Source organism: Nocardioides sp. Z38_18 (genome assembly GCF_058215695.1).
Genome location: NZ_JBZAJE010000002.1, coordinates 1259406 through 1282480, shown reverse-complemented (window position 1 = coordinate 1282480; position 23075 = coordinate 1259406). Strand labels below are relative to the sequence as shown.

The window sequence follows — 23075 nt, the reverse complement described above, 5'->3', positions numbered from 1 at the left end:
GCGGTGGCCGGAAATGAGTAGGAGTGCTCATTCGCCGGGGCGCCGGGTGGCGGCACCATTGCGCCATGAACCCCAGCGCGCCAGCTGCCGCACCCGCCCGTGTCGTCGACGCCCTGATCGCCCGCGACCTGCTCGCCCCGGCCGTGCGTGACGACGCCATCGGCGTGGTCACCGGTGCCCTGTGGGAGCCGGCCGGTACGGCGGCAGCACCGCAGGCGCCCGCACGCCGGGGACTCCCGCAGCTCGTCGAGGTGGTCGCCTACCTCGGTGGTGCGCTCGTCCTCGCTGCCGGTGGACTCTTCGTCGCCGAGGCGTGGTGGGACCTCGGGTTCGGTGCCCGGGTCACGATGCTCGCGGTGGTCGCGGTCGTGCTCGGCATCGCCGGCCTCGTCGCCTCCCGGGCCGGCGGGCAGGGCGGCGTACGCCACCAGGGCGACGACTCCCGGCGTCGGCTGGCCGGGACCCTGCTGAGCGGTGCCGCGCTCACCGCCGCATTCCTGGTGGGCATGGTCGTCGACGACCTCCTCGAGACCGGGGACGGCCTCAGCCCGGACATCTACTGGCCGGCCGTCGCGGGAGGCCTGGTCGGTGTCCTCGTCGCTGCGGTCGGCTACCGGATCGCTCCCACCGCGCTCGGCCTGCTCGGGATGCTCGCCGGGGTGGTGACGGTGGTGCTGAACCTCGTCGGCGCGATCGACCGGAACGAGGGCGTCGTCTCGGCGGTTGCGCTCTACCTGCTTGCCGGCGCCTGGCTGGCGCTGACCGAGCTCGGCCGGTTCCGCGAGCTGACCGTGGCCCGCGCGGCCGGCGTCGCGACCGCGTTCTGCGGGGCGCAGATGCTGGTGATCGAGGGTACCTACTCCTGGCCCGGCTACCTGCTGACGCTGCTTGTCGCGGTGATCGGGATCGCGATCTACCTCGCCCGGGTCGCCTGGCCCTACCTCGCCGGTGCCGTCCTCTCGGTGACGGTGGTCGTGCCCGAGGCGGTCTCGGACTGGACCGATGGCTCGGTCGGGGTGATCGGGGGCGTCCTGGTCACCGGGATCACCCTCCTGCTCGCCTCGTTCGCCGGCTACCGGCTTCGGGCGCGCACGGTCGACTGAGCGCCGGGCACTGCTCTGGGCACTGAGCTCTGGGCGGGGCCTCAGGCCCCGGCGGCCACCCGCACGCCCTGCTCGATCGCCCGCTTGGCGTCGAGCTCGGCGGCCACGTCGGCGCCACCGATCAGCTGGACCTGGCGGCCGGCCGCCACGAGCTCGTCGTAGAGGTCGCGCACCGAGTCCTGCCCGGCGCAGACCACGACGTCGTCCACCTCGATCAGCCGGGACTGCCCGTCGACGGTGAGGTGCAGGCCCGCCTCGTCGATCAGGTCGTACGCCGCCCCGGTGACCTGCACGACCCCGGACTGCTTGAGCACCGCGCGGTGGGCCCAGCCCGACGTCTTGCCGAGGTCCTTGCCGATCATCGAGGTCTTGCGCTGCACGAGGTGCACCTCGCGGGCAGGGGTGCGTGGCTTGCGCTCGGTGAGGCCGGCGGGGAACAGGCTGGGATCGCCCACACCCCAGTGCGCCAGCCACTCGTCGAGCTCCTCGCCGTCCGGGGCGGGCGTGTGGGTCAGGAAGTGCGCGACGTCGACGCCGATGCCTCCGGCTCCGATCACCGCGACCCGGCGGCCCGGGGTCGCGGAGCCGTCCAGCACCTCGGCGTAGGAAAGCGCCCGCTCGATGCCGGGGATCGACGGCATCCGGGGCTCGACGCCGGTGGCGACCACGACCTCCTCGAACCCCTCCAGCTCGGCCAGCCCCGCGGCCACGCCCAGCCGGACGTCCACGCCGAGAACCTCGAGCCGGCGCGCGTAGTAGCGCAGCGTCTCCGCGAACTCCTCCTTGCCCGGGATCTGCATCGCCAGCCGGAACTGCCCCCCGAGCTCGGTGCCCTTCTCGAACAGCGTGACCGCGAACCCCCGCTCGGCGTACGCCGTGGCAGCGCTCAGCCCCGCGGGACCGGCACCCACCACCGCGACCCTGCGCGCGGGGGCCGAGCCCCCGCCGCTGGGTGAGCCCGTCGCCCCCAATGGCAGCAGCACCAGCTCGGTCTCCCGGCAGGCCCGCGGGTTCACCAGGCAGCTGGCCCGCTTGTTCGCGAACGCGTGGTCCAGGCAGGCCTGGTTGCAGGCGATGCAGGTGTTGATCTCGTCGGCGCGACCGGCGGCCGCCTTGTTCACGAACTCGGGGTCGGCCAGCAGCGGGCGGGCCATCGAGACCAGGTCGGCGGTGCCGTCGGCGATCAGCTGGTCGGCGAGCTCGGGGGTGTTGATCCGGTTGGAGGCGCACACCGGGATGCCCACCTCCTCGCGCAGCCGCCTGGTCGTCCAGGTCCAGGCCCCGCGCGGGACCTGGGTGATGATCGTCGGGACGCGGGCCTCGTGCCAGCCGATGCCGGTGTTCAGCACGGTCGCGCCGGCCTGCTCCAGGAGCAGTGCGAGCTCGACCACCTCGTCCCAGGTCTGCCCGCCCTCGACCAGGTCGAGCAGCGAGATCCGGTAGACGATCGGGAAGCCGTCGCCGACCGCCTCGCGGGTACGCCGGACGACCTCGACGGCGAACCGCATCCGCCGGGTCGGCGTACCGCCCCAGGCGTCCTCGCGGTCGTTGGTGCGGGCGGCGAGGAACTGGTTGATCAGGTAGCCCTCGGACCCCATCACCTCGACGGCGTCGTAGCCCGCCCGCTGGGCGAGCGCGGCCGTCCGGGCGAACGACGAGGCGACCCGGTCCACCTGCTTGGTCGACATCGCGCTGGGGCGGAACGGCGTGATCGGCGACTTCTTGTCGCTCGCCGACTGGGAGAACGGGGTGTAGCCGTAGCGGCCGGCGTGCAGCACCTGCAGGGCGATCGCCCCGCCCTCGGCGTGCACCGCCTCGGTGACCTGCTTGTGCCGCTCGGACTGGAGCCGGGTGGTCAGCTCGCTGGCCAGCGGCTTGAGCCAGCCACGCTTGGAGGGCGCGTAGCCGCCGGTGATGATCAGGCCGACGCCGCCACGGGCGCGCTCGGCGAAGTACGCCGCGAGCTTGGGCAGGTCCCAGACGGCGTCCTCGAGCCCGGTGTGCATCGAGCCCATCACGCTGCGGTTGCGCAGGGTGAGGTCACCGATGGTGATCGGTGCCAGCAGGTTGGGGTACTCGCTCATGCCGCACCGCCGCTCGCCGCGCCGGCCGCACTGGTCGCGGGGCTCCAGGACTGGAGGTACTCGGTGAGCCACTCGATCCAGAACTGCTCCTGCTTGATGCCGCCGCGCAGCACCAGCCAGGTGTCGAGGCGCTGGCCGGTCAGGACGCCCGGGTCGGGGAACTGGGTCCGCTCGAGCTGCTCGAAGTGGGCCTGCCGGGTCCGGTGCTCGGCGAGCAGGTCGCGCACCTGGTCGAGCAGCTCGGCGCGGTCGCCGTACGCCGCCCCGCGCATCTTCACCGCGATCTCGGAGCGCATCACCATCGGCTGGGCGGGCGTCTCGATCCAGGCGGAGAGCACCTGCCGGCCCGCCGGGGTCACGCTGTAGCGGCGCTCGGTGCGCCGCGACTCGCCGGCCTCCACGTCGAGCCAGCCCTCGGACTCCATCCGCCGCAGCACCTTGTAGATCTGCTGGTGGGTGGCCCGCCAGAAGAACCCGATCGACCGGTCGAAGCGCCGGGTCAGCTCGATCCCGGTGCCGGGACGTTCGCTCAGGGAGACCAGCAGCGCGTGCTCGAGTGCCATGCGAGGAGTCTGGTGCTCGCCGAGGCGTTGTGCAACTAGTTGCACAGGTGGTGAGCGTCACTGTCCCGTGGTGCCTGCGGGGCGTCCCGACTCGCGTTACGAGCGAGCCGGGGGGCACGATGACAGATCTGCTGTCACAATCACCGGCATGACTTACGAACTCGGTCAGGGAAGCGGTCCGCTCAAGGGGATCAAGGTCGTGGAGATCGCCGGCATCGGGCCCAGCCCGCACGCCTGCATGATCCTCGCCGACCTCGGCGCGGACGTGATCCGGGTGGAGCGCCCCGGGGGACAGGCGCTCACCGGCGGCGCGAACGACCTGCTCAACCGCGGCCGGCCCAGCGTGGCGCTGAACCTCAAGGACCCCGAGGCGATCGCGACCGTGCTCGACCTGGTCGCCGAGGCCGACGTACTCATCGAGGGGATGCGCCCCGGCACCACCGAGCGCCTGGGTCTCGGGCCCGAGGAGTGCCACGCCCGCAACCCGCGACTGGTCTACGGCCGGATGACCGGCTGGGGCCAGACCGGGCCGCTGGCGAAGGCCGCCGGCCACGACATGAACTACATCGCGATCACCGGCGCCCTGTTCGGCATGGGCCAGGACCCCGCGAAGCCACATTTCCCTGCCAACCTCGTCGGTGACTTCGGCGGCGGCTCGACGTACCTCGTGATCGGGGTGCTCGCAGCCCTGCTCGAGGCGCGCATCTCGGGGAAGGGCCAGGTGGTCGACGCGGCGATCGTCGACGGCACCGCGAGCCTGAACGCGATGTCCTCGGGGATGCTCGCGGGCGGCAACCTGCGCGAGGAGCGCGGGGTGAACCTGCTCGACGGCGGGATGCCGTTCTACGACCTCTACGAGACCTCCGACGGCCGGCACATGTCGGTGGGCCCGCTGGAGCCGCAGTTCTACGACGTGTTCGTGAAGCTGCTCGGCATCGAGGACGCCCCCGACCGCTTCGACTTCGAGCAGACCCCCCAGCTGCGCGAGCGGATCGCGACCACCTTCGCCACCCGCACCCAGGCCGAGTGGTCCGAGGTCTTCGAGGGCACCGACGCCTGCGTGGCGCCGATCCTCCCGCTCTCGGAGGCGATGGACCACCCGCACATGGCCGCCCGTGAGGTCTTCGTCGAGCACGAGGGCATCCGCCAGCCGCAGCCCGCCCCCCGCTTCTCCCGTACGACGGCCACCCTGTCCACCCCGCCCCCGGTCAAGGCCGGCATCAACACCCGCGACGCCCTCACCGCCTGGGGCGTGGCCGACGTGGACGGGCTGATCGAACGAGAGGCCGCGGTCCAGGCCTAGGGGTGTTCTCCGGGTTTTCGGGGTAGTCCGAGACGTAACCGTCGTCGAATGTCCGAATTGACGACGGTTCTGTCTCGGACTATCCGGCTGCGGGCTCCCAAACGGACACCGGGTGATCTCGCCCACAGCAACCCCGGATTGACGATGACAGCGTTACTGTCACAATGAAGTACCTCATCGCCGCGCCTCGCCGCGCCTGCGTGAGTCCGCCCGCCGAGTCCTGGACTCGACCGAGAAGTTGGGAAACACATTCATGGCAACAGAAGCGTTCGTGTACGACGCGCTGCGCACGCCCCGTGGCAAGGGAAAGAAGAACGGCAGCCTCCACGAGGTGAAGCCGGTCGACCTGGTGGTGGGGCTGCTGGACGCGGTCCAGGAGCGGAACCCCTCCCTCGACGTCAACCGGATCGACGACGTCGTCCTCGGGGTCGTCTCGCCCGTGGGTGACCAGGGCGGCGACATCGCCAAGACCGCCGCTCTCGCGGCCGGCCTCCCGGACACCGTTGCCGGCGTACAGCTGAACCGCTTCTGCGCCTCCGGCCTCGAGGCGGTGAACCAGGCCGCCTCCCGTGTGCGCGGCGGCTTCGAGGACCTGATCATCGCCGGTGGCGTCGAGTCGATGAGCCGCGTGGCCATGGGCAGTGACGGTGGCGCGTGGGCGATGGACCCGGCCACCGCGTTCAGCACCGACTTCGTGCCCCAGGGCATCGGTGCCGACCTGATCGCCACCATCGAGGGCTGGTCGCGTGAGGAGGTCGACACCTTCGCCGTGGAGTCGAACCACCGTGCCGCCAAGGCGTGGGCCGACGGCCGCTTCGCCAACTCGGTCGTCCCCGTCCGGGACCGCAACGGAATCGTGGTGCTCGACCACGACGAGTTCATCAAGCCCGAGTCGACCGTCGAGGGCCTCGCGCGCCTCAAGCCGTCCTTCGCCGGCATCGGTGACCAGGCCGGGTTCGACTCGGTCGCGCTGGAGAAGTACCACTGGATCGAGAAGATCGACCACGTCCACCACGCCGGCAACAGCTCCGGCATCGTCGACGGCGCCGCGCTGACCCTGATCGGCAACGAGCAGGTCGGCCAGGACCTCGGCCTGACCCCGCGGGCGCGGATCATCGCCACCGCCGTGTCCGGTGCCGACCCGACGATCATGCTCACCGGTCCCGCCCCGGCTGCCCGCAAGGCGCTGGCCAAGGCCGGCCTCCAGGTCGAGGACATCGACCTCTTCGAGATCAACGAGGCGTTCGCCGCCGTCGCCATGCGGTTCATGCGCGACATGGGCATCGACTCCGAGATCACCAACGTCAATGGCGGCTCGATCGCGATGGGTCACCCGCTGGGTGCCACCGGCGCGATGATCCTCGGCACGCTGATCGACGAGCTCGAGCGTCGTGAGCTCAAGCGCGGCCTCGCCACGCTGTGCGTCGGTGGCGGCATGGGCATCGCCACGATCGTTGAGCTGGTCTGACTCCGTCAGACCAGCTGATGGTGGTCGAGCAGCGTCGGAGAGCGAGCTTGCGAGCTCTCCAAGAGCGTGTCGAGACCCGGTGACCCGACCTACGGGGTCAGCCGAAGTGCCAACGCAACCCAAAGACTTGAAGGAAGAAAAATGACGGAATCCGCAGTCAAGTACGACAAGGGTGACGACGGCATCGTCGTACTCACCCTCGACGACCCCACCTCCAGCGCCAACACGATGAACGACCTGTACACCGAGTCGATGCGCAACGCGGTCGACAAGCTGTACGCCGAGAAGGACGACATCGCCGGCGTGGTGATCACCTCGGCGAAGAAGACCTTCTTCGCCGGCGGCAACCTGAAGAACATGCTGAAGGCCACCCCCGAGGACGGCCAGGCGATCTTCGAGATGGGCCAGACGATCAAGGCCGACCTGCGTCGCCTCGAGCTGCTCGGCAAGCCCGTCGTGGCCGCGATCAACGGTGCAGCCCTCGGTGGCGGGCTCGAGATCGCGCTCGCCTGCCACCGCCGCATCGTGGTCGACGACCCCAAGGTCTCCCTCGGCCTGCCCGAGGTCACCCTCGGTCTGCTCCCCGGCGGCGGCGGCGTCACCCGCACCGTCCGGATGCTCGGCATCCAGTCGGCGCTGATGGACGTCCTGCTCCAGGGGCCGACCTTCAAGCCGGCCCAGGCCAAGGAGAAGGGCCTCGTCGACGAGCTCGTCGAGAGCCGTGAGGACCTCGTCCCGGCCGCGAAGAAGTGGATCGAGGCGAACAAGGACAACGCCGAGGCCGCCACCAACCCCTGGGACCGCGACGGCTTCAAGATCCCCGGTGGCACCCCCTCCAGCCCCAAGCTGGCGGCGTTCCTCCCGGCGTTCCCGGCGATGCTGCGCAAGCAGACCAAGGGCGCGAACTACCCGGCCACCCGCGCGATCATGTCCGCCGCGATCGAGGGCGCCCAGGTCGACTTCGACACCGCCAGCCGGATCGAGTCGCGCTACCTCGCCGAGCTGATCACCGGGTCGAACAGCAAGAACATGATCCAGGCGTTCTTCTTCGACCTCTCCGCGATCAACGGCGGCTCGCTGCGTCCCGAGGGCGTTGCGAAGTACACGCCCACCAAGGTCGGCGTGCTCGGCGCCGGGATGATGGGAGCCGGCATCGCCTACTCCTGTGCCCGCGCCGGCATGGAGGTCGTGCTCAAGGACGTCAAGCAGGAGGCCGCCGACAAGGGCAAGGCCTACAGCGAGAAGATCCTGGACAAGGCCGTGCAGCGCGGCAAGATGGACGAGGCGAAGAAGGCCGAGATCCTCGGCCGGATCACCGCGACCACCGAGGCCGACGACTTCAAGGGCTGCGACCTCGTGATCGAGGCCGTCTTCGAGGACCCGTCGCTCAAGGCCAAGGTCTTCGGCGAGATCCAGGACGTCGTCAACCCCGACGCCCTGCTCTGCTCGAACACCTCCACGCTCCCGATCACCGAGCTCGCCGAGGGCGTCAACCGTCCCGACGACTTCATCGGCCTGCACTTCTTCTCGCCGGTCGACAAGATGCCGCTGGTGGAGATCATCCGCGGCGCCAAGACCACCGACGAGGCGGTCGCCAAGGCGCTCGACGTGGTGATGGCGATCCGCAAGACCCCGATCGTGGTCAACGACAGCCGTGGCTTCTACACCAGCCGCGTCATCGGCACGATGGTCAACGAGGGTCTCGCGATGCTCGGCGAGGGCGTCCACCCGATGTCGGTGGAGCGCGCCGCGACCCAGGCCGGCTACCCGGTCGGGACGCTGCAGCTCTCCGACGAGCTCAACCTCGAGCTGATGGCCAAGATCCAGAAGGCCACCGTCGACGCCGCTGCCCGCGACGGCATCGAGCTGCCGGACCACCCCGCCACCTCGGTCATCTCCACGATGATCGAGAAGGAGCGTCCGGGCCGCCTGCGCGGCAAGGGCTTCTACGACTACGACGAGAACGGTCGTCGCGGGTCGCTGTGGCCGGGCCTCAAGGAGCTGTTCCCGTCCAACGACGAGCCGGCCGACATCGAGGACCTCAAGGACCGCTACCTGTTCATCGAGGCGCTCGAGACCGCGAAGTGCTTCGAGGAGGGCGTCATCGAGTCGGCGGCCGCGGCCAACATCGGCTCGATCATGGGCATCGGCTACCCGGCCCTGACCGGCGGCACCGTGCAGTTCATGCAGGGGTACGACGGCAAGACCGGCCGGGGCCTGAAGGGCTTCGTCGCCCGGGCCGAGGAGCTGGCCGCGAAGTACGGCGAGCGCTTCGCTCCCACCGAGCGGCTCAAGGAGATGGCGGAGAAGGGCGAGTCCTTCCCCGCCTGATCCCCGCCTGGTCGTGCCCGATCCCGCGGACCGTTGTACCTGACGGTCCGCGGGATCAGCGCGCCGGAGGAGGCGGCTGCGGGCTGTTCGCGAGGGGCTTGAACGTCGTTCGGACCGGCTCAGGAACCAGGAGGCTCCACAGGGCCAGCCCCGGCATGGCGAACCATCCCACCACCTCGGCGGGAGCGAGCAGGTCCACCGAGTCCCCGCTGTTGGCGACCGCGAGCGCGACGATGGCGAGCAGGACGATCCCCCCGCTGATGGCGACGACAGCCCCCCGGCTCTGGTCGGGGTTGCTCTGGGTCAGGCTCCGCGCGACCAGGGCAGCCACAGCCGCGACGACCATCAGCACCAAGGGCACGATGACACTGGCCTCGTAGTTCTCGGCGTCGAACAGGACCAGGAGGCGGCCCACGGCCGAGAGCACGAGGCCGCCGGCGAGGACCAGGAAGGCCAGAGCGGCCGTCTGGACCCACGACCACACCGGCTCGACCGGGTGGAGACCGGCCAGCACGGGCCGAGCGACGCTGAGGGCGGCCCCTGCCACCACCAGGAACGCCCCTGCCGGAGCCAGGCCGAAGCCGGTCTCACCGGTGATCTTGGCCAGGCCGACGTCGTAGAAGCCGTTGCCGTCCGAGCCCGAGGTGGCCAGCACGGCCGTGACCAGGAAGGTGAAACCGACCGTGGCGAAAACGCGGGCGCCCGCGCGGCTGTGGGCACCGTAGGGCACCAGGGGGATCAGCACGACCGCGGCGTAGGACCCGACCAGGAGCAGCACGGTGCCGAGCAGGGAGAGGACCAAGTCGCCCAGGGACCCGATGTTGCTGATCACGTAGATGATCGTGCTGACCCCAAGGAGCACCAGTCCGGCAGCCACGAGCAACACGCTGGACCGGTGCCACACCCCGCGGTCGCGGGAGGTGGCGTCCTCCTCGATCGCACGCGGCTGCAGGGCCAGGAGGACTCCGGCGAGTCCCACACCGACTCCGGCGCCGAAGCCGCCCTCGAAGTCGTCCGTGAGGTGGATGAGCTCGTTGACCAGCACGACGATCAGGCACACGGCGTAGGGCACCTGAGCCGTCAGCTTCCCCAGCCGCACCTGCGCGGGACCCCAGCCGGGGATCACGCGCGCCGTGACGAGGTAGGGCAGCGCGAGCGAGAGAGCCGAGACGATGGTGGCGAGCACCACCCACCATCGGTCCGAGGCCTGGTGTCCGCCGTCCCACGGCAGGGCGAGCGACCCGAACAGCAGGAAGAGGGCTCCCGCGTCACGGGCGAGGTCGCCCACGGCCAGCCCCGCAAGCGGGTTGGCCGCGGCGCCGGCTGCGACTCCTGGCTGTCCCGGAGGTGGCAGCGGGCGCGACGGGGGCGGAGCCGCGGCCTCAGGGGGCGGCTGCCAGGCCGGCATCGGTGCCACCGGGGTGGCGGGCGGGGCTGCGGCGGGGGGCGATGCGGCCGGTGGCTGGACGACCGGCTCGCTCAACCCAGGCGCAGGGAACTGTCGGGTGGACTGCCGACCCCGGTCCTGCCCCGAGCCCTGACCCGGTTCCTGCACGGGGTCCTGCACCGGGTCCGGTTCCGACTCCTGGACCGGCGACGGCGCTGGCGGCGCGGACGTGGGCGCCGCCTCGGCGTTCTCCAGGGGGCTGCCGCAGTCCTCGCAGAACCGCCCACCGGTCGAGGATGCTCCACACATTCCGCAGAATTTTTGGGGCACGGCCCCTCCTAGATCGCTGGATCCCTGGATGATGGGGCGAAAGTTAACACGCACGCGCCTCGCTGCTGAGAAGCTGCGGGCCGACACCCAGGGGGCAAGACTTGTCGGTCACGCACGCTCTGCGGGCCGCCCACCGGCCGTTCCTCGTCGGCCAGGTCCTGTCCGGGGCTCTCCTGTTCAGCCAGGTGTTCCTGCCCTGGAGCCAGCACGGGCCGTTGTCCCAGGCATCGTCCCTCGAGGCGGCCGCGTTCATCGGCTCCGGAGCCGTCTCGAGCCTCGTGCCAGCAGGGGCGGCGGTCCTCCTGCTGCTGCTCCCGGGCCTGGGACTGGTCCTGGCGTTCCTCGTCTTCGTGACCCGGCCCTGGGGGCGGGTGGGGGCTTTGGTGACCCTCGCCGGCGCGTTGGCGGTCTGGACCGGGCTGTCTCGGGTGCTGAACAGTGTCGCGATTTCCGAGTGGGGCGCAGGTGGACTCGTGACAATGTTCGGCATCGCCCTGGGTGCGCTCTGTGTGATCGCCCGCCAGTGACTTCTCCCGCCGAGCCGAGGACCCGATCATGTTCTGTCCTGCCTGTGGTGCTGCTGCCAGTCGTGACGGTCAGAAGTTCTGCGCCAGTTGCGGAGGTCTGCTCGGTGCCGTCCGACCGCGCCCGAGAGCCGAGCCGCAGCACACCCCGGTCCACCCGCAGCCACACGCTGCGACCCCACCACCGCCCCACGCCGCAAACCAGCCGTTCCCTGACTCCCCTACCCACGTGCACGCGCCCGAGCTCGAAGCCTCGGCTCCCCGCTCCGGTCGCCACTTGCTGCGCACCATCTCCCTTGCAGCGGTCAGTGTGCTGGCAGTGCTCGGCCTGGCTCTGCTCGGCTGGAAGCTGCTCGCTGACCGGGGTGGGGCCGGATCGCCGGAGGAGGCGGCTACCCGGCTGCTCGAGTCCGTGGCCGAGCAGGACGGAGTCGGTGCCCTGCGCATGCTCAGCCCCGGTGAGGTCGAGGGCGTCGACGACCTCTACGGCAGCCTGCGCAAGCGCCTGTCCAAGTCCGGCCTCGCCAGTGGCGGTGACGGCAGCGCGATAGACGCGTTCGACATTGCACTCACCGACGTCACCACCGACGTCGACCAGCTCGACGAGAACGCCGCACGCGTCTACCTGACGGGGGCGACGATCGAGGTCACCCTGGACCCCGACAAGCTGCCCAAGCGACTGGGTGCGCTCGCGCAGCGCTACCCCGAAGGCAAGTCGTGGAACGTCGACTTCGACGAGGTGTTCGACGAGCTCGACAGCGGTCAGGGGGCGAGGCCCTTCGTCACCGCGGTCGAGGAGGGCGGCCGTTGGTACGTGTCACCTCTCGCCACGGCCGCGGAGTACGTGATCGAAGAGAACGAGCTCGACGATGCCGACTACTCCGCCATCGGCCAGGTCGAGGACCAGGAGCCGACGGTCGCCGAGGACCCTGAGGACGCGGTGCGAACCGTCCTTCGTGCGGTCTCCTCCGACGACCCCGGCGACGTCCTCAGGGCACTGCCCAGGGACGAGGTCGGTGTCCTGGCGGCGTACACCGATCTTGCTTCGGAGCTGATCGAGCAGTACGGCGTGGACGTCGACCTCGACGCTCAAGGTGGGCTGGACACGGACTTTGATGAGCAGGGAGACCGGGGCAAGCTCAGCATCAACAGACTCGCCGTCGACGTTAGCGGAAGCGCTGACGGTGACAGCGACTCCACCGAGGTCGGCGTCGACGACGACTGCCTGGTGGCCGGGGGCGACCGGGCCTGCCTGAACGACACCGGCAAGCGACTCACGGGCGTCGACTCGTGGTACGTGATGCTCCGCAAGGAAGGCAAAGGTTGGCAGGTGGACCCCCTCGCCACGGCGGTGGCCTACGGGAAGGAGCTCGTCGAGAGTGCGCCCGAGGACTTCGCTCTGAGTCAGCTCGGCCTTCCAGACCTGATCAAGCCGACCACGACCCTCCAGACCGGCCAGAAGCAGAGCTTGCAGACGAGCCCTTCGGGAATCCTGGTGGCGAACGTCGAAGCCAAGCGGGGCCAGGTCGTGGTGATCACGTCCGACGCTTACGAGGGCGGCGTCTACGACCCCGACTCACGGATCGGCGGCGGGTACGACCACTGGGGGCCGTTCGTCGCGCAGGAGTCCGGCACCTACCGCGTCCACTTCGAAGTCGAGGAGGCCAAGGCCACCTCGTTCGAGGCCGAGGTCGACGTGCTCGACCCCAGGCCCGCGGCTCGGGGCGCCAAGGTGTCCCGGGTGCCGGGGCAGCAGGCCGGGGCGTGGACGGTCGACTTCGACAACACCTACTACGGCGGGAACGGCGACGAGGACTACGAGGTCCTCGACCCGAAGGGGGAGGACGACTTCTACGACGAGACCCTCTCGGGCAGATACGTCGTGGTGGTGCGTTCGGACAATGTGGACCTCGTGCCCACCGGTCCTTCCTTCGAGGACGGGGGCACCTCGTACTCCGGCACCGTGGACTCCGACGACACGGTCTCGGTGGGGATGCGGCTCGTGGCCGGGGAGACCGTGTCCATCACGGGCAGTGCGGACGAGGACATCAGCCTGACGGTCGACGGCGATACCACCGACGACACCTACGAGGGGGAGGAGCTGCTCACCTTCACACCCGACACCAGTGGCCGCTACACCGTCGAGGTCCACAACTACGGAAGCTCCTCGTCCAGCTTCACACTCACCCTTTCCTGACCGGAGGATCTCGATGGCCTACTGCACGAACTGCGGCAACGCGCTGTCCGGGACAGGCAGGTTCTGCGCGAGCTGCGGCGCCGAGGTGGCGGCCTCGGGACTCGCAGCGTCAGCGCAGGCGTCCCTCGCGAACCCCGCGGGGGCGCCGCCCACGCCTGCCACCGCCACCGCCGTCACTCCGGAACCGCAGGCCGGAACGCGACGCCGCGTCACGACCCGAGCGTGGCTGGTAATCGCAGGCGTGGTGCTCCTCTTCGTGGGCGCTGCCTTCGTCGGCACCAGGGTGCTCGGCGGCGGGTCCTCGGACGATCGGCTCGTCGTCGGGTACGGCGGACCGAGCGTGCTGTCCGGAGCGGTGACGTCGGAACCGTCGAAGGCGTGGACGTTCGAGCCCCCGGACGCTGGCACCGTGGTAGGGGTCGCGGCGCAGGAGTCGCGCACGGTCGTCTCGTGGGCGGGCGAGGAGAGCTCGGGGGTCGGGTCCCTCGACGACTCCGGCGAGCTCAGCTGGCACGAGGACGTGGACGGCCCCTGCCAGCCAGCATTCACGCCCTCGGGGGACGTCGTCGTGTGCCAGACCGACGGGGAGGAGGGTTCGGGCGGGCTGTCGGCGTACGACGCGGACTCGGGCGACCGGCTGTGGGCCTCGGACTTCGGCTACCTCTACAGCTTCGAGCCCACGCAGGGTGTGCTGGTGAGCAACGGCTCGAAGCTGCGGATGGTCGGCGAGCGCAGTGGCGACACGCGTTGGACCGTGTCCGGCGACACTTATGCGCTCACCGACGACGCCGCCTACGTCCTGGACGACGGTGACCTCAGTCGGGTGGACCTCGACTCCGGCAAGGTGGAGTGGAGCACGGCCGGCGTCGCCGACACCGCCGACGACGACGAGGGGAGTCCCACGGTCGCGGCGACGAACCAGCTGGTCGCGGTCGGCTCGACCGAGGGGGTGGCGCTCTACGACGCAGGCAGTGGTGACGAGAGTGCGTCGCCGACCGGCAGCCAGCCAGACCTCCTGATGCCACTGGCGGAGGCGTTCGTGTCGGTGCGCACGGAGTACGACGACGAGGACGAGGATCCCGAGTCGACCGTGGAGGTCATCGGCGAGGACGGCGAACGTGCCTCGCAGAAGGTCGACAGTGCTTTCTCCCCCGACTCGGTGCTCGTCAGCGGAGGGGACGAGGTGTTGTTCAGCATGTCCGGCGGGGACCTCTACGACGACACGCTCGAGTCGATCGGCAGCCTGCCGCAGGACGAGGACTCCTACGTCCGCGCCGTGGCCGGCGGGTTCTACGTCACTGACGAGGAGCGCACTCGCTCCTACGACACGTCGGGCGAGGTCCAGTGGACCCTCGACCACAGTTCCTCGACCGGGCAGGTCTGGACGGGTGACCGGGCGCTGCTCGTCAACGAGGACGACGGGGAGGCACTGACTCGTTACGAGTAAGTGCCTCAGCGAACCTGCATGGCGGCCCGGAGCCCTCGGCGGAGCAGCACCAGCCCGAGCGCGAGACTGAGCAACACGCCGGCGAGGAGAGGAAGGAACCATGGCGGCAGGGCTCGCGCGACATCGACCCCGACGACGGCGATCGCCGGGTTCTGCCCGGCGTTGAACCCGATGGCCTGCAGGTGGTGGGCCCCGGGTTCTAGGTCCCGGGGGAAGGAGATCGTGGCGACTCCGTTGCCCTTCTCGTCCAGCTCGACCTGGCCGGCAGGGCGATTGCGCGAGGCGACGCTGACGTTGACGTCACTCCCGGGGGCACCGCCACTGATGCGGACAGTCGCCGTCTGGCCGGCCCGGACGTCGACGTTCTCCGGGGAGAAACGACGCTTGCCCAGGTCCAGCAACAGGGTGTCGGGAATGTTGGCGATCCGATCCGTCAGCCGGGTCACGGCTTGACGGATGCCGCCCGCCTGGCCTGTCGTGCCTATCCGCCACGCGGCCACACCGGCCGGAAGACTCTCGTCGAGACTGCCTGAGGAGGCGATCACGACATTGGTCTCCGCGCGGTAGCCCTTGGCCGTCGGGTGGAAACGCTCGTTCTTCTCATCTGTGCCGACCTGCTTGTCGAAGCCGATCGGGGAGACGAGAAAGCGCTCGTTGCCCGGGCGGGGGCACATGGTGTTGTTCGGCAGGAAGGCCTCCTGGGTCGACCTGATCATCTGGATCCGGTAGCCGCGCGCGTGCATCTCTTCGACTTTGTCCTGGATCGCCCCATCCAGATCGTCGACGAGCTGGTTGGCGTATTCGATCTCCTGGCTGTCGAAGACGAAACCCACGACCCCACACGTCGAGTTGTAGCGCGACTCCGGGAAAGCCTGGGGATATGCCAGCACGTAGAGCGGCGCCACCCGGCCGTCTCGCTTCTTGACGGCTGCGTCGGAGTTCAGGACGCCATAGACCTGCTTGTAGGTCTCCCCGAGGTCGGCACCCAACCCGTTGACCGTCGAGCTCACTCCTTTGACCCAGCTCGTGTCGTCGGAGCAACGTGTGTCCCAGGTGGTGGTCACCTCGGCGCGGCCGGTGATGGTCGGCCTCAGATGGCCAAGAACGCATCGAGTGATGATGTCGGTGAAGCCGATGTCGTTGCCGCCGATCGTCATGAAGGCGGCCTCGACGGGCCCACCCTCCTTCGTGCGACGGGCGAACGTCGCGACCTGCTCTTCCTGCACAGCGTTCTTGGACTTCTGCTGTGAGCCGTAGCGGGTCACGGCTCCGCTGCAGGCGATTAACTCGACGTTCTTCTTCTGGAACAGCGGGGCCAGGTAGGTGTTCATCGACTTGTGGCAGCCGTTCCCCTTGGCCAGGGTGCCGTCGAGGTAGCTGCCGGCGCCTTCCCCGGAGGAGTAGGAGTCCCCTAGGATCGCGATGCGTTTGCCCTTGAGGTCGCCGATGATTCCAGAGGCATCGGAGAGGGTCTGGTCGGCGTCGACAACCTGGACCTCACCGCTCGTCGAGACAGGCTGAGAATTGACCCCCCAAGTGGTCACGCGGTACTTCGCGGACCCCGTTGGCCCACCCTGGCGGCTGAAACCGACCAGCCAGGTGTGCGAGCTGGAGGCGCCGGCGTTCAGGTTTCCCAGGCTCGGCCTGGGCGGGAGCGCTGACGGGATGAGCTGTTGGCCGGTGCTGCCGTCGGCGTTGGCGAAGTTCAGTGCCAACCGGACGTTGGAGATGTCTTGGGCGGTGTTGTTGGTGACAGTCACCTTGACGCGGCGCGCACCACCGGCCGGGACGCGCGAGGGCATCCCCTCGATGTCGAGTGTCAGCTCCGTATCGGTCGCCTCGGTCACGACCTGGTTCAGCTGGTCGGTGTCCTGGGCCTCGTAGACCTCTCCTCCGGTCGCGTCGGCGATGCACTGGAGCTCGGTGAGTCCCTCCTCAGAGGTCTGGAAGCCCGCCGGGTAGACGGTGAGGTCGAAGCCTTCACTTCGGATCTCCTTCGCCACCTCGCAGGGGTCGGGCTCACAGGTGTGCAGACCGTCGGAGATCAGCAGCACCGTGGCGCCGTCGTACTCACCCTTGACGGAGTCCACGGAGGCGCGCAGGGCAGTGCCCGTGGGGGTGTTGCCGCTCGCGCTCAGCTTTCGGATCGCCGGGATCATCACCTTCTGGTCGAGCGGCCCCATGTCGATGGCACTGGCGCCAGACCCGCAGTCGCCGTCGTTCGGGAAGGTCCAGAGCCCCACGATCGAGCCAGGACGCTGTTCCCGGAGCACGCGGGTCAGGGCCGCTTGTGCCCCGGCGAGCTTGACCGTGCCGGTGCCGTCGTCCTCGTCCATCGACGAGGAAGTGTCGAGCACGATGAGCAGGGGTCTGGCCCTCCCTTCGTCCTGCGCCCGCGGATCGAGGGCCGCGATGGCGGTCTGGGGGGTGGTCTGAGCGATGGCCGTGGGTGCAGTGCTGGCCAGGAGGTTGCCGAGCAGGCAACACAACAGGAACGCAAGGGTGAGCCGGATCGACCGGCGGACCACGTTCAGTCCTCCTCGGTCAGGGCCTCTAGGGCCGTGGGGTCACCCACGACGCGGAGACGTCCGATCCCGGCGGTGGCGGACTCGGAGCGGGTCGTGAACCTGAGGGTGATCCGGAGAGCGCCCGTGACCTTGGCGGAGAAGGTGGTCGGGGCGCCGTACGCCGCGTCGACGGTCTTCATCACCTGGTTGTCCGCGAGCACCTGCAGGCGCACCCGCTCGGAGGGCTCAGAGTCGTTGGGCACCCCCAGAACTCCCTCCACGAGGTCTGCTCCACGGTTGACGACGTAGCTCTGATCGACAGCCTCGCCGAGGTAGGCGCTGCACGTGATGCCGGTCTCGAAGGTCTGGGTGTCCATGGCCAGGTCCTCGTCGGGCGAGCAGCCACCGTCGAGGGAATCGACCAGGCTGAGGTCCACGTCTCCGGGCTCGGTCGCGATGACGACGCGCACCTTCTCCGGCAGCGCGGAGCCGGAGCCGGGCTCGATCGAGGAGATTTGGCCAGTGACCGCGCCCGGGACGTAGCGCGAGACCGTCTCCGCCTGGGCACCGAGCTGCGCGAGCTCCGCGAGCACGGCGGTGGCCTGCCTTCCCTGGATGCCGGGCACTTTGGCGGGGGTCGAGACCACCAGCCTGATCGCCCCCGTGGCGTCGTAACCGTAGACCGGGTCCTGGGTCAGTACGACTCCGGTCTCGCCGGCCGCGGGCTGCTGGGTAACCGTGATCGAGCTCGGTGCCAGGCCTAGGTCGGCCAGGATCTGGCGGGAGTCCCTCAGGTTGATGCCCCGGAGATCGGGCATCGTGCGAGTGGCCGGCCCGGCCGTGGGACCCGGCTTGGTCGAGGGCAACGACGACGCCTCGGCCTCGCTGCGGTCCGAGGCCAGCCACCAGCCGAGCAGGATGCCGCTGCCGGCCACGGCCAGCAGCAGGAAAAGTGCGGAGAAGGCGAATGCCCGCCTGACGCCGAGTCTTGGGGCACTTCCAGCTTCCTCCGGCGCCGGGTCTGCGAGCGGTGGGAGATCGCTCTGCGTTTCCTCGGCCGGGATTGGCGCGATTGGAGCTGGCTCGGTGGGGAGGGCCGCTCCACAGTCGCGGCAGAAGGGAGCACCAGGCCGAGTTTCAGAGCCACAGCTCGGGCATAACGTCACGCGCGATCCTCCTGGGAACAGCGGGGCGCGGCCAGCGTAAGGGGATTCAGGGGGTGATGTCCGTCCCAAATCCGGGGGAATGGACACCGCGATCCGCAAATAGCTGTATTTCGGGCATGGATGGCCATGCTCTCAGTGAGACTGGGCGGGTGGACGAGGCCAGGCACACCGGGCAGGCGCGGGTCGAGATCGAGGGCCTGTGGGTCCGGTTCGGCGCCGTGGCCGCCGTACGCGGGATCGACCTGAGCGCCGAGGCGGGCCGGGCGACCGCGCTGCTGGGACGCAACGGCGCCGGCAAGTCCACCACCATGCGCGTGCTGGCCGGGGTGATCCCACCCACCGAGGGCCGCGTCGAGGTCGACGGGATTGACGTCGGCCGGGACCCGCTGGCGGTGAAGCGGCGTACCGGTTACTGCCCCGACGTCGGCGGCCTGGTTCCGCGGGCGACCCCGTGGGAGCACCTCCAGCTCGCCGCGCGCCTGCGCCGGCTCGAGGGCTGGGAGGCCCGCGCCCATGACCTCCTCGAGCGCTTCGAGCTCGGCGACGCGGCCCACCGGGTCACCTCGGGGTTCAGCCACGGCATGGGCCGGCGGCTCTCGGTCATCCTGGCCACCTTCCACGAACCCTCCGTCCTCCTGCTCGACGAGCCGTTCGACGGCGTCGACCCGCTGGGGGTGGAGGCCACCCTCGAGGTGATCGCCGACGCGCGGGCCCGGGGCGCCGCCGTACTCGTCTCGACGCACCTGCGCGACCTCGCGATGGAGGCCTGCGAGAACGCGCTCGTCCTGCGAGGCGGGTCGACCGTCGCCGCGTTGAGCGCCGCGGAGCTCGTCGGTGAGGAGGGCGCCGGTGTCTACCGCGCTCTCCTGGACTGAGCTGCGCACCAGCCGCGAGGACCTCGCCGCGGTCCTGGCGTTCCGGCGCTCCGGGCTCTCGCGGACCGGACGTCAGCGGATGCGGCTGGCCGGCGGGCTCGTCGCGCTGCTCACCGTCCTGGTGGTGCTGGTCCCTGCCTACCTCGGCGGCGAGACCCCCCGCGAGCGCAGCGGCCAGATCCTGGCGGTCCTGCCCTCGCTGTCCCTGGGATTCCTCGTCCTGGCCGCCATCACCGCGGTCGCCTCGGCCGGCGGCCGCGAGATCATCCCCCGCGACCAGGCGGTGGCCTTCCCGGTCTCGGCCACCACCGACCACCTCGGCGCCCTCCTGCTCGCGCCGCTGAACATCGCCTGGATCGCCCAGGCCTGGGCGCTGCTCGGGATGACCTCCTACGCCCTGGGCCCGGAACGGTGGTGGGCCTACCTGCTGCCGGTGGTGCTGTGGATCCTCGCGGCGACCGCGCTGGCCCAGGTCGTGGGCTGGCTGGCCGAGGGCGTACGCCGCGGCCGGCACGGGATCGCGGTCTTCCGCGCGTTCGTGCTGGTGCTCGCCTTGTCCGCAGGCGCCCTCGTGGTCACCGGCCGGGTCACGTCCCTGCTCGACCGCAGCCCGACCCGGCGGATCCTCGAGCTCGTCCTGGACGGGCACGCCGCCCGGTGGACCGCGTGGTGGTCGGGGGTGCTCCCGCTGCTGGTCCTGGGTCTCGTGGCCGTGGTGCTGGGCGCGCTGCCCGCACGCTGGGCGCTGCACCGCCCCATGCGCGAGGAGCTGCGCCTGGAGTCCGGCCGGCACCCGGCCCGACGGCTGCCCGGTTCGGACTTCGCGATGACGCTGCGCATCGACCGGGCCGCGGTGTGGCGCTCGGTGCCGTTGCGCCGCGGGCTGATGGTGCTGGCGCTGATGCCCGGTGCGGTCGCGCTCGCCGGCGACCTCGAGTGGCAGATGCTGACGATCCTTCCCGGGTTGGTGGCCTCCGGTGCCGCGCTGCTCTTCGGGGTGAACACGTGGTGCCTGGACGGCAAGGGGGCGCTGTGGCGCGACAGCCTGCCGATCGGTCCGCGGACCGTCTTCTACGCCAAGGCCGTGGTGATGCTCGAGGTGCTGCTGTGCTCGGCGGCGGTCACGGTGGTGCTGGCCTCGCTGCGAGCCGGACGCCCGACGGCGGGGGAGGTGACCGCCCTGCTCTGCGCCACCGCCGTGGTCTCCGCCCAGGTGGTGGGCGCCGGGATGCGATGGAGCATCGCCCGGCCGTTCGCGGTCGATCTGCGCAGCGCCCGTGCCACGCCCGCACCACCGGTGGTGATGGCGGGGTACAGCACCAGGCTGGCCCTGGTGACGACGGTGACCGGGCTGATCTTCTCCGGCCTCGCCGAGCTCGACGACGTCCGCTACGCGCTGGCCGTCGCGGTGCTGATGGTGACCTGGTCCGGGTGGCGGCTGGAGCGCTCCGCCCAGCAGTGGCAGGATCCGGTGGTGCGGTCGCGCGTGGTGTCCGTCGTCTCGGGTGGCTAATACCACGACTTGTCCTGATTTACCTACCGTGACGTTCAACACATGTAGACCAGACGTGTCGGCAGCCGAGATGAAAGGGGCCTGATCAGCGGTGGTTGTGCCATCCTTCCGGGACTTGAGCGATCAAGTCTCTATCTATGGGGGAACCATGAACAAGATCATCGCTGGCGGATCCATCGCCCTCGTGACCGGCTTGACCACGTTCGGCCTCGTCGGGACGGCCAATGCCGACACCTACGTCGCCGGCCCCAAGCCGCCGGGTGCAGTGACGCCTCCCACCGTGGTCTCGCCCCCCAAGTTCAACACCCAGGTCTCGCCGCCCGCCGCGACGAGCACCGTCGACTCCTCGGTCGCCGGCGCTCTGCCCAGCACCGGTGGTCCCGACGGCACGGTCCTCGCGGGTGGCGTCCTGCTGCTCGCCGCCGGTGGTGCAGCCGTGGTGGTTGCCCGCCGCCGCCAGACCAGCTGACAACCTTTGGCTGAAGACGTCGAGGCCCGGGACGAGCGCGCCCCGGGCCCTTCGTCGCGCCCGAACCGCAAGCGGGTAGCGGCCCTCGTCTGCCTCGCCCTCCTGGGCATGACGGTGGTCGTGTTCGCGTTCCAGGCGGCGCGCACGACTCTCGCCCTGCGGGAGGCGAAGGCCCAGGCGACCCGGGCGCAGACCGAGCTCACCGCCGGCGACCTCGACAGTGCCCGTCGTTCCCTGCGCGGCCTGCGGGAGAGCGCCGAGACCGCGCACCGCTCCTCGGCCAACCCGCTGTGGGACCTCGCCTCCGGGCTCCCCCTCGTCGGAGGCAACGTCGAGGCCGTGCAGCTGATCGCCTCGGCCCTCGACGGCATCGCCGGTGACTCGCTCCCGGCCGCCCTCGAGGTCGTGGCCGACGCCCAGAAGGGCACCTTCCAGCAGCGGGACGGTCGCGTCGACCTCGCCGAGGTACGCCGGGTCATCCCGGCCCTGACCGGGGCCGCGGACCGCATCGCGACCGAGAACCGCCGGCTGGCCTCCCTGGAGCCGCGACGGCTGGTCTCGCCCCTGCGTGGACCGGCCACCGAGCTGCGGCTGCGGATGGCCGACCTGGACCGGGCGATGGGGTCGGCGGCCTCCGTGGCCGGGGTGCTGCCGGCGATGCTCGGCGGCGACGGGGCCCGCAACTACGTGCTCGTGGCCCAGAACACCGCCGAGCTGCGTGCCACCGGAGGCCTGCCGGGGGCGCTGTCGATCATCAGCGCCCGCGACGGGAAGCTGCACCAGGGCTTCCGTGGCTCGGCGGCGGACTTCCCGATCCTGACCAAGCCGGTGCTGCCGGTCGTCGGCGACGAGCGGGACCTCTACGGCCCCGACCTCGGCCTGGACATGCGACAGACGAACCAGACCCCGGACTTCCCCCGGGCCGCCGAGCTGATCAGCGCGATGGTCTCCCGCGAACGTGGGATCAAGGTGGACGGGGTCATCTCGGTGGACCCGATCGCGCTCTCCCAGATCCTGGAGGTCACCGGCCCGATCGAGGTGGGTGGCGAGAAGTTCACCGCCGGCAACGTGGTGGCCAACGTGCTCCACGAGGCCTACAAGCGGCTGCCTGACCCCGAGACCCAGAACGCGTACTTTGCCGCCGCCAGCGGGTCGATCTTCGACGCGCTGATCAACGGCCGTGGCGACGTACCGTCCCTCGTCCGTGGGGTCTCCGCCGCGGCCCAGGACCGCCGGTTCCTGGTGTGGAGCCGGCACCAGGCCGAGCAGCGGGTCCTCGAGCGGGGCAACGTCTCGGGCCGGCTGCCGATCGACACCGGGCCGGACCCCCAGGTCGGGATGTACCTCAACGACTACTCGGTCGCGAAGATCAACTACTTCCTCGACTACGGCGGCCAGCTCGAGGCCGTGAGCTGCGCCCCCGACCGCAGCCAGCGACTGGTGGCCAGGATGCAGCTGACCTCCTCGGTGCCGCAGCCGGTCTCCCAGTTCTCCGACTACATCGCCGGGACCGGGACGGTGGCGCCGAAGGGGACCAACAGCCTCTTCCTGCGGATCTACGCCCCGCTGGGCGGGAAGCTCACCGCGATCAGCGTCGACGGACGTGCGGCGGAAGTCGATCCCGGCAAGCACCACGGCCGGGAGGTGTGGACCGTGCGTCTCCAGATCCCGCCGGGCAAGAAGTCCGAGGTGCTGGTCGAGCTGCAGACCCGGCCGGGCCAGGCAGGGAACCCGGTCCTGGAGTGGACGCCCGGGATGCGCCGGACGATCAACGCTTTCGGGGCCAAGAGCGCCTGCATCTGAACCCC

At 70.2% G+C, this 23075-nt stretch carries 16 protein-coding genes; 11 read left to right on the top strand and 5 right to left on the bottom strand.

Features of this window, described 5'->3' with window-relative positions; all coding sequences use genetic code 11:
* Positions 1 to 65: 65 nt before the first annotated feature.
* Positions 66 to 1103 carry a hypothetical protein gene (locus AC4BGC_RS17255; RefSeq protein ID WP_490556890.1) on the top strand — a complete coding sequence of 346 codons (1038 nt, stop codon included), beginning with the start codon at positions 66 to 68 and terminating at the stop codon, positions 1101 to 1103.
* Between the two features lie 41 nt (positions 1104 to 1144).
* Here AC4BGC_RS17255 and AC4BGC_RS17250 read toward each other — a convergent pair whose 3' ends face one another.
* On the bottom strand, positions 1145 to 3187 hold the full coding sequence (locus tag AC4BGC_RS17250; protein ID WP_490556889.1) for an oxidoreductase: 2043 nt from the start codon (positions 3185 to 3187) through the stop codon (positions 1145 to 1147).
* Positions 3184 to 3750: a PadR family transcriptional regulator gene (locus AC4BGC_RS17245; RefSeq protein WP_490547203.1), complete on the bottom strand. Its 567-nt coding sequence runs from the start codon at positions 3748 to 3750 to the stop codon at positions 3184 to 3186. The genes AC4BGC_RS17250 and AC4BGC_RS17245 overlap by 4 nt, the downstream gene beginning before the upstream one ends.
* A gap of 148 nt (positions 3751 to 3898) precedes the next feature.
* Between AC4BGC_RS17245 and AC4BGC_RS17240 the strand changes: the two genes are divergently transcribed.
* From AC4BGC_RS17240 to AC4BGC_RS17230, 3 genes are all read left to right on the top strand, one after another.
* Complete coding sequence (locus tag AC4BGC_RS17240) at positions 3899 to 5053, top strand: CaiB/BaiF CoA transferase family protein (RefSeq protein WP_490556887.1); 1155 nt, start codon at positions 3899 to 3901, stop codon at positions 5051 to 5053.
* A 253-nt stretch (positions 5054 to 5306) separates the two neighbouring features.
* Positions 5307 to 6521 (top strand): acetyl-CoA C-acetyltransferase, encoded by a 1215-nt coding sequence (locus AC4BGC_RS17235; RefSeq protein WP_490547205.1) that lies wholly within the window; start codon positions 5307 to 5309, stop codon positions 6519 to 6521.
* Between the two features lie 141 nt (positions 6522 to 6662).
* Positions 6663 to 8852, top strand: coding sequence for a 3-hydroxyacyl-CoA dehydrogenase NAD-binding domain-containing protein (locus AC4BGC_RS17230; RefSeq protein ID WP_490556886.1), 2190 nt, complete (start codon positions 6663 to 6665; stop codon positions 8850 to 8852).
* A gap of 55 nt (positions 8853 to 8907) precedes the next feature.
* Here the strand turns inward: AC4BGC_RS17230 and AC4BGC_RS17225 are convergent, their stop codons facing one another.
* A complete protein-coding gene (locus tag AC4BGC_RS17225; RefSeq protein WP_490556885.1) occupies positions 8908 to 10335 on the bottom strand; it encodes a DUF7937 domain-containing protein in 1428 nt (475 codons plus the stop codon).
* 335 nt (positions 10336 to 10670) lie between these two features.
* Here AC4BGC_RS17225 and AC4BGC_RS17220 point away from each other — a divergent pair, with 335 nt between their 5' ends.
* From AC4BGC_RS17220 to AC4BGC_RS17210, 3 genes are all read left to right on the top strand, one after another.
* Complete coding sequence (locus tag AC4BGC_RS17220; protein ID WP_490556883.1) at positions 10671 to 11096, top strand: hypothetical protein; 426 nt, start codon at positions 10671 to 10673, stop codon at positions 11094 to 11096.
* 226 nt (positions 11097 to 11322) lie between these two features.
* Positions 11323 to 13290 (top strand): hypothetical protein, encoded by a 1968-nt coding sequence (locus AC4BGC_RS17215; protein ID WP_490556881.1) that lies wholly within the window; start codon positions 11323 to 11325, stop codon positions 13288 to 13290.
* 13 nt (positions 13291 to 13303) lie between these two features.
* The gene (locus tag AC4BGC_RS17210; protein ID WP_490556880.1) at positions 13304 to 14737 is read left to right on the top strand and encodes an outer membrane protein assembly factor BamB family protein; all 1434 of its coding nucleotides are present in this window, start codon (positions 13304 to 13306) and stop codon (positions 14735 to 14737) included.
* A 5-nt stretch (positions 14738 to 14742) separates the two neighbouring features.
* Here the strand turns inward: AC4BGC_RS17210 and AC4BGC_RS17205 are convergent, their stop codons facing one another.
* Both AC4BGC_RS17205 and AC4BGC_RS17200 read right to left on the bottom strand, forming a co-directional pair.
* The gene (locus AC4BGC_RS17205; RefSeq protein WP_490557201.1) at positions 14743 to 17094 is read right to left on the bottom strand and encodes a VWA domain-containing protein; all 2352 of its coding nucleotides are present in this window, start codon (positions 17092 to 17094) and stop codon (positions 14743 to 14745) included.
* A 173-nt stretch (positions 17095 to 17267) separates the two neighbouring features.
* Entirely contained in the window at positions 17268 to 18179 is a 912-nt protein-coding gene (locus AC4BGC_RS17200) for a PASTA domain-containing protein (RefSeq protein ID WP_490556879.1), read from the bottom strand.
* A gap of 380 nt (positions 18180 to 18559) precedes the next feature.
* Between AC4BGC_RS17200 and AC4BGC_RS17195 the strand changes: the two genes are divergently transcribed.
* The 4 genes from AC4BGC_RS17195 to AC4BGC_RS17180 all read left to right on the top strand — a co-directional run bounded on the left by AC4BGC_RS17195 (position 18560) and on the right by AC4BGC_RS17180 (position 23070).
* The gene (locus AC4BGC_RS17195) at positions 18560 to 19285 is read left to right on the top strand and encodes an ABC transporter ATP-binding protein (protein WP_490547207.1); all 726 of its coding nucleotides are present in this window, start codon (positions 18560 to 18562) and stop codon (positions 19283 to 19285) included.
* On the top strand, positions 19260 to 20798 hold the full coding sequence (locus AC4BGC_RS17190) for a hypothetical protein (protein ID WP_490556877.1): 1539 nt from the start codon (positions 19260 to 19262) through the stop codon (positions 20796 to 20798). Before AC4BGC_RS17195 ends, AC4BGC_RS17190 begins: the two co-directional genes overlap by 26 nt.
* 148 nt (positions 20799 to 20946) lie before the next feature.
* Positions 20947 to 21267 carry an LPXTG cell wall anchor domain-containing protein gene (locus AC4BGC_RS17185; protein ID WP_490547209.1) on the top strand — a complete coding sequence of 107 codons (321 nt, stop codon included), beginning with the start codon at positions 20947 to 20949 and terminating at the stop codon, positions 21265 to 21267.
* A 108-nt stretch (positions 21268 to 21375) separates the two neighbouring features.
* Positions 21376 to 23070: a DUF4012 domain-containing protein gene (locus tag AC4BGC_RS17180; RefSeq protein WP_490556875.1), complete on the top strand. Its 1695-nt coding sequence runs from the start codon at positions 21376 to 21378 to the stop codon at positions 23068 to 23070.
* Positions 23071 to 23075 lie beyond the last annotated feature (5 nt).

Bases quoted from the DNA above. Each gene is read 5' to 3' on its own strand.
- AC4BGC_RS17255 (WP_490556890.1), top strand. From the start codon at position 66: ATGAACCCCAGCGCGCCAGCTGCCGCACCCGCCCGTGTCGTCGACGCC.
- AC4BGC_RS17250 (WP_490556889.1), bottom strand. From the start codon at position 3,187: ATGAGCGAGTACCCCAACCTGCTGGCACCGATCACCATCGGTGACCTC.
- AC4BGC_RS17245 (WP_490547203.1), bottom strand. From the start codon at position 3,750: ATGGCACTCGAGCACGCGCTGCTGGTCTCCCTGAGCGAACGTCCCGGC.
- AC4BGC_RS17240 (WP_490556887.1), top strand. From the start codon at position 3,899: ATGACTTACGAACTCGGTCAGGGAAGCGGTCCGCTCAAGGGGATCAAG.
- AC4BGC_RS17235 (WP_490547205.1), top strand. From the start codon at position 5,307: ATGGCAACAGAAGCGTTCGTGTACGACGCGCTGCGCACGCCCCGTGGC.
- AC4BGC_RS17230 (WP_490556886.1), top strand. From the start codon at position 6,663: ATGACGGAATCCGCAGTCAAGTACGACAAGGGTGACGACGGCATCGTC.
- AC4BGC_RS17210 (WP_490556880.1), top strand. From the start codon at position 13,304: ATGGCCTACTGCACGAACTGCGGCAACGCGCTGTCCGGGACAGGCAGG.
- AC4BGC_RS17185 (WP_490547209.1), top strand. From the start codon at position 20,947: ATGAACAAGATCATCGCTGGCGGATCCATCGCCCTCGTGACCGGCTTG.
- AC4BGC_RS17180 (WP_490556875.1), top strand. From the start codon at position 21,376: ATGACGGTGGTCGTGTTCGCGTTCCAGGCGGCGCGCACGACTCTCGCC.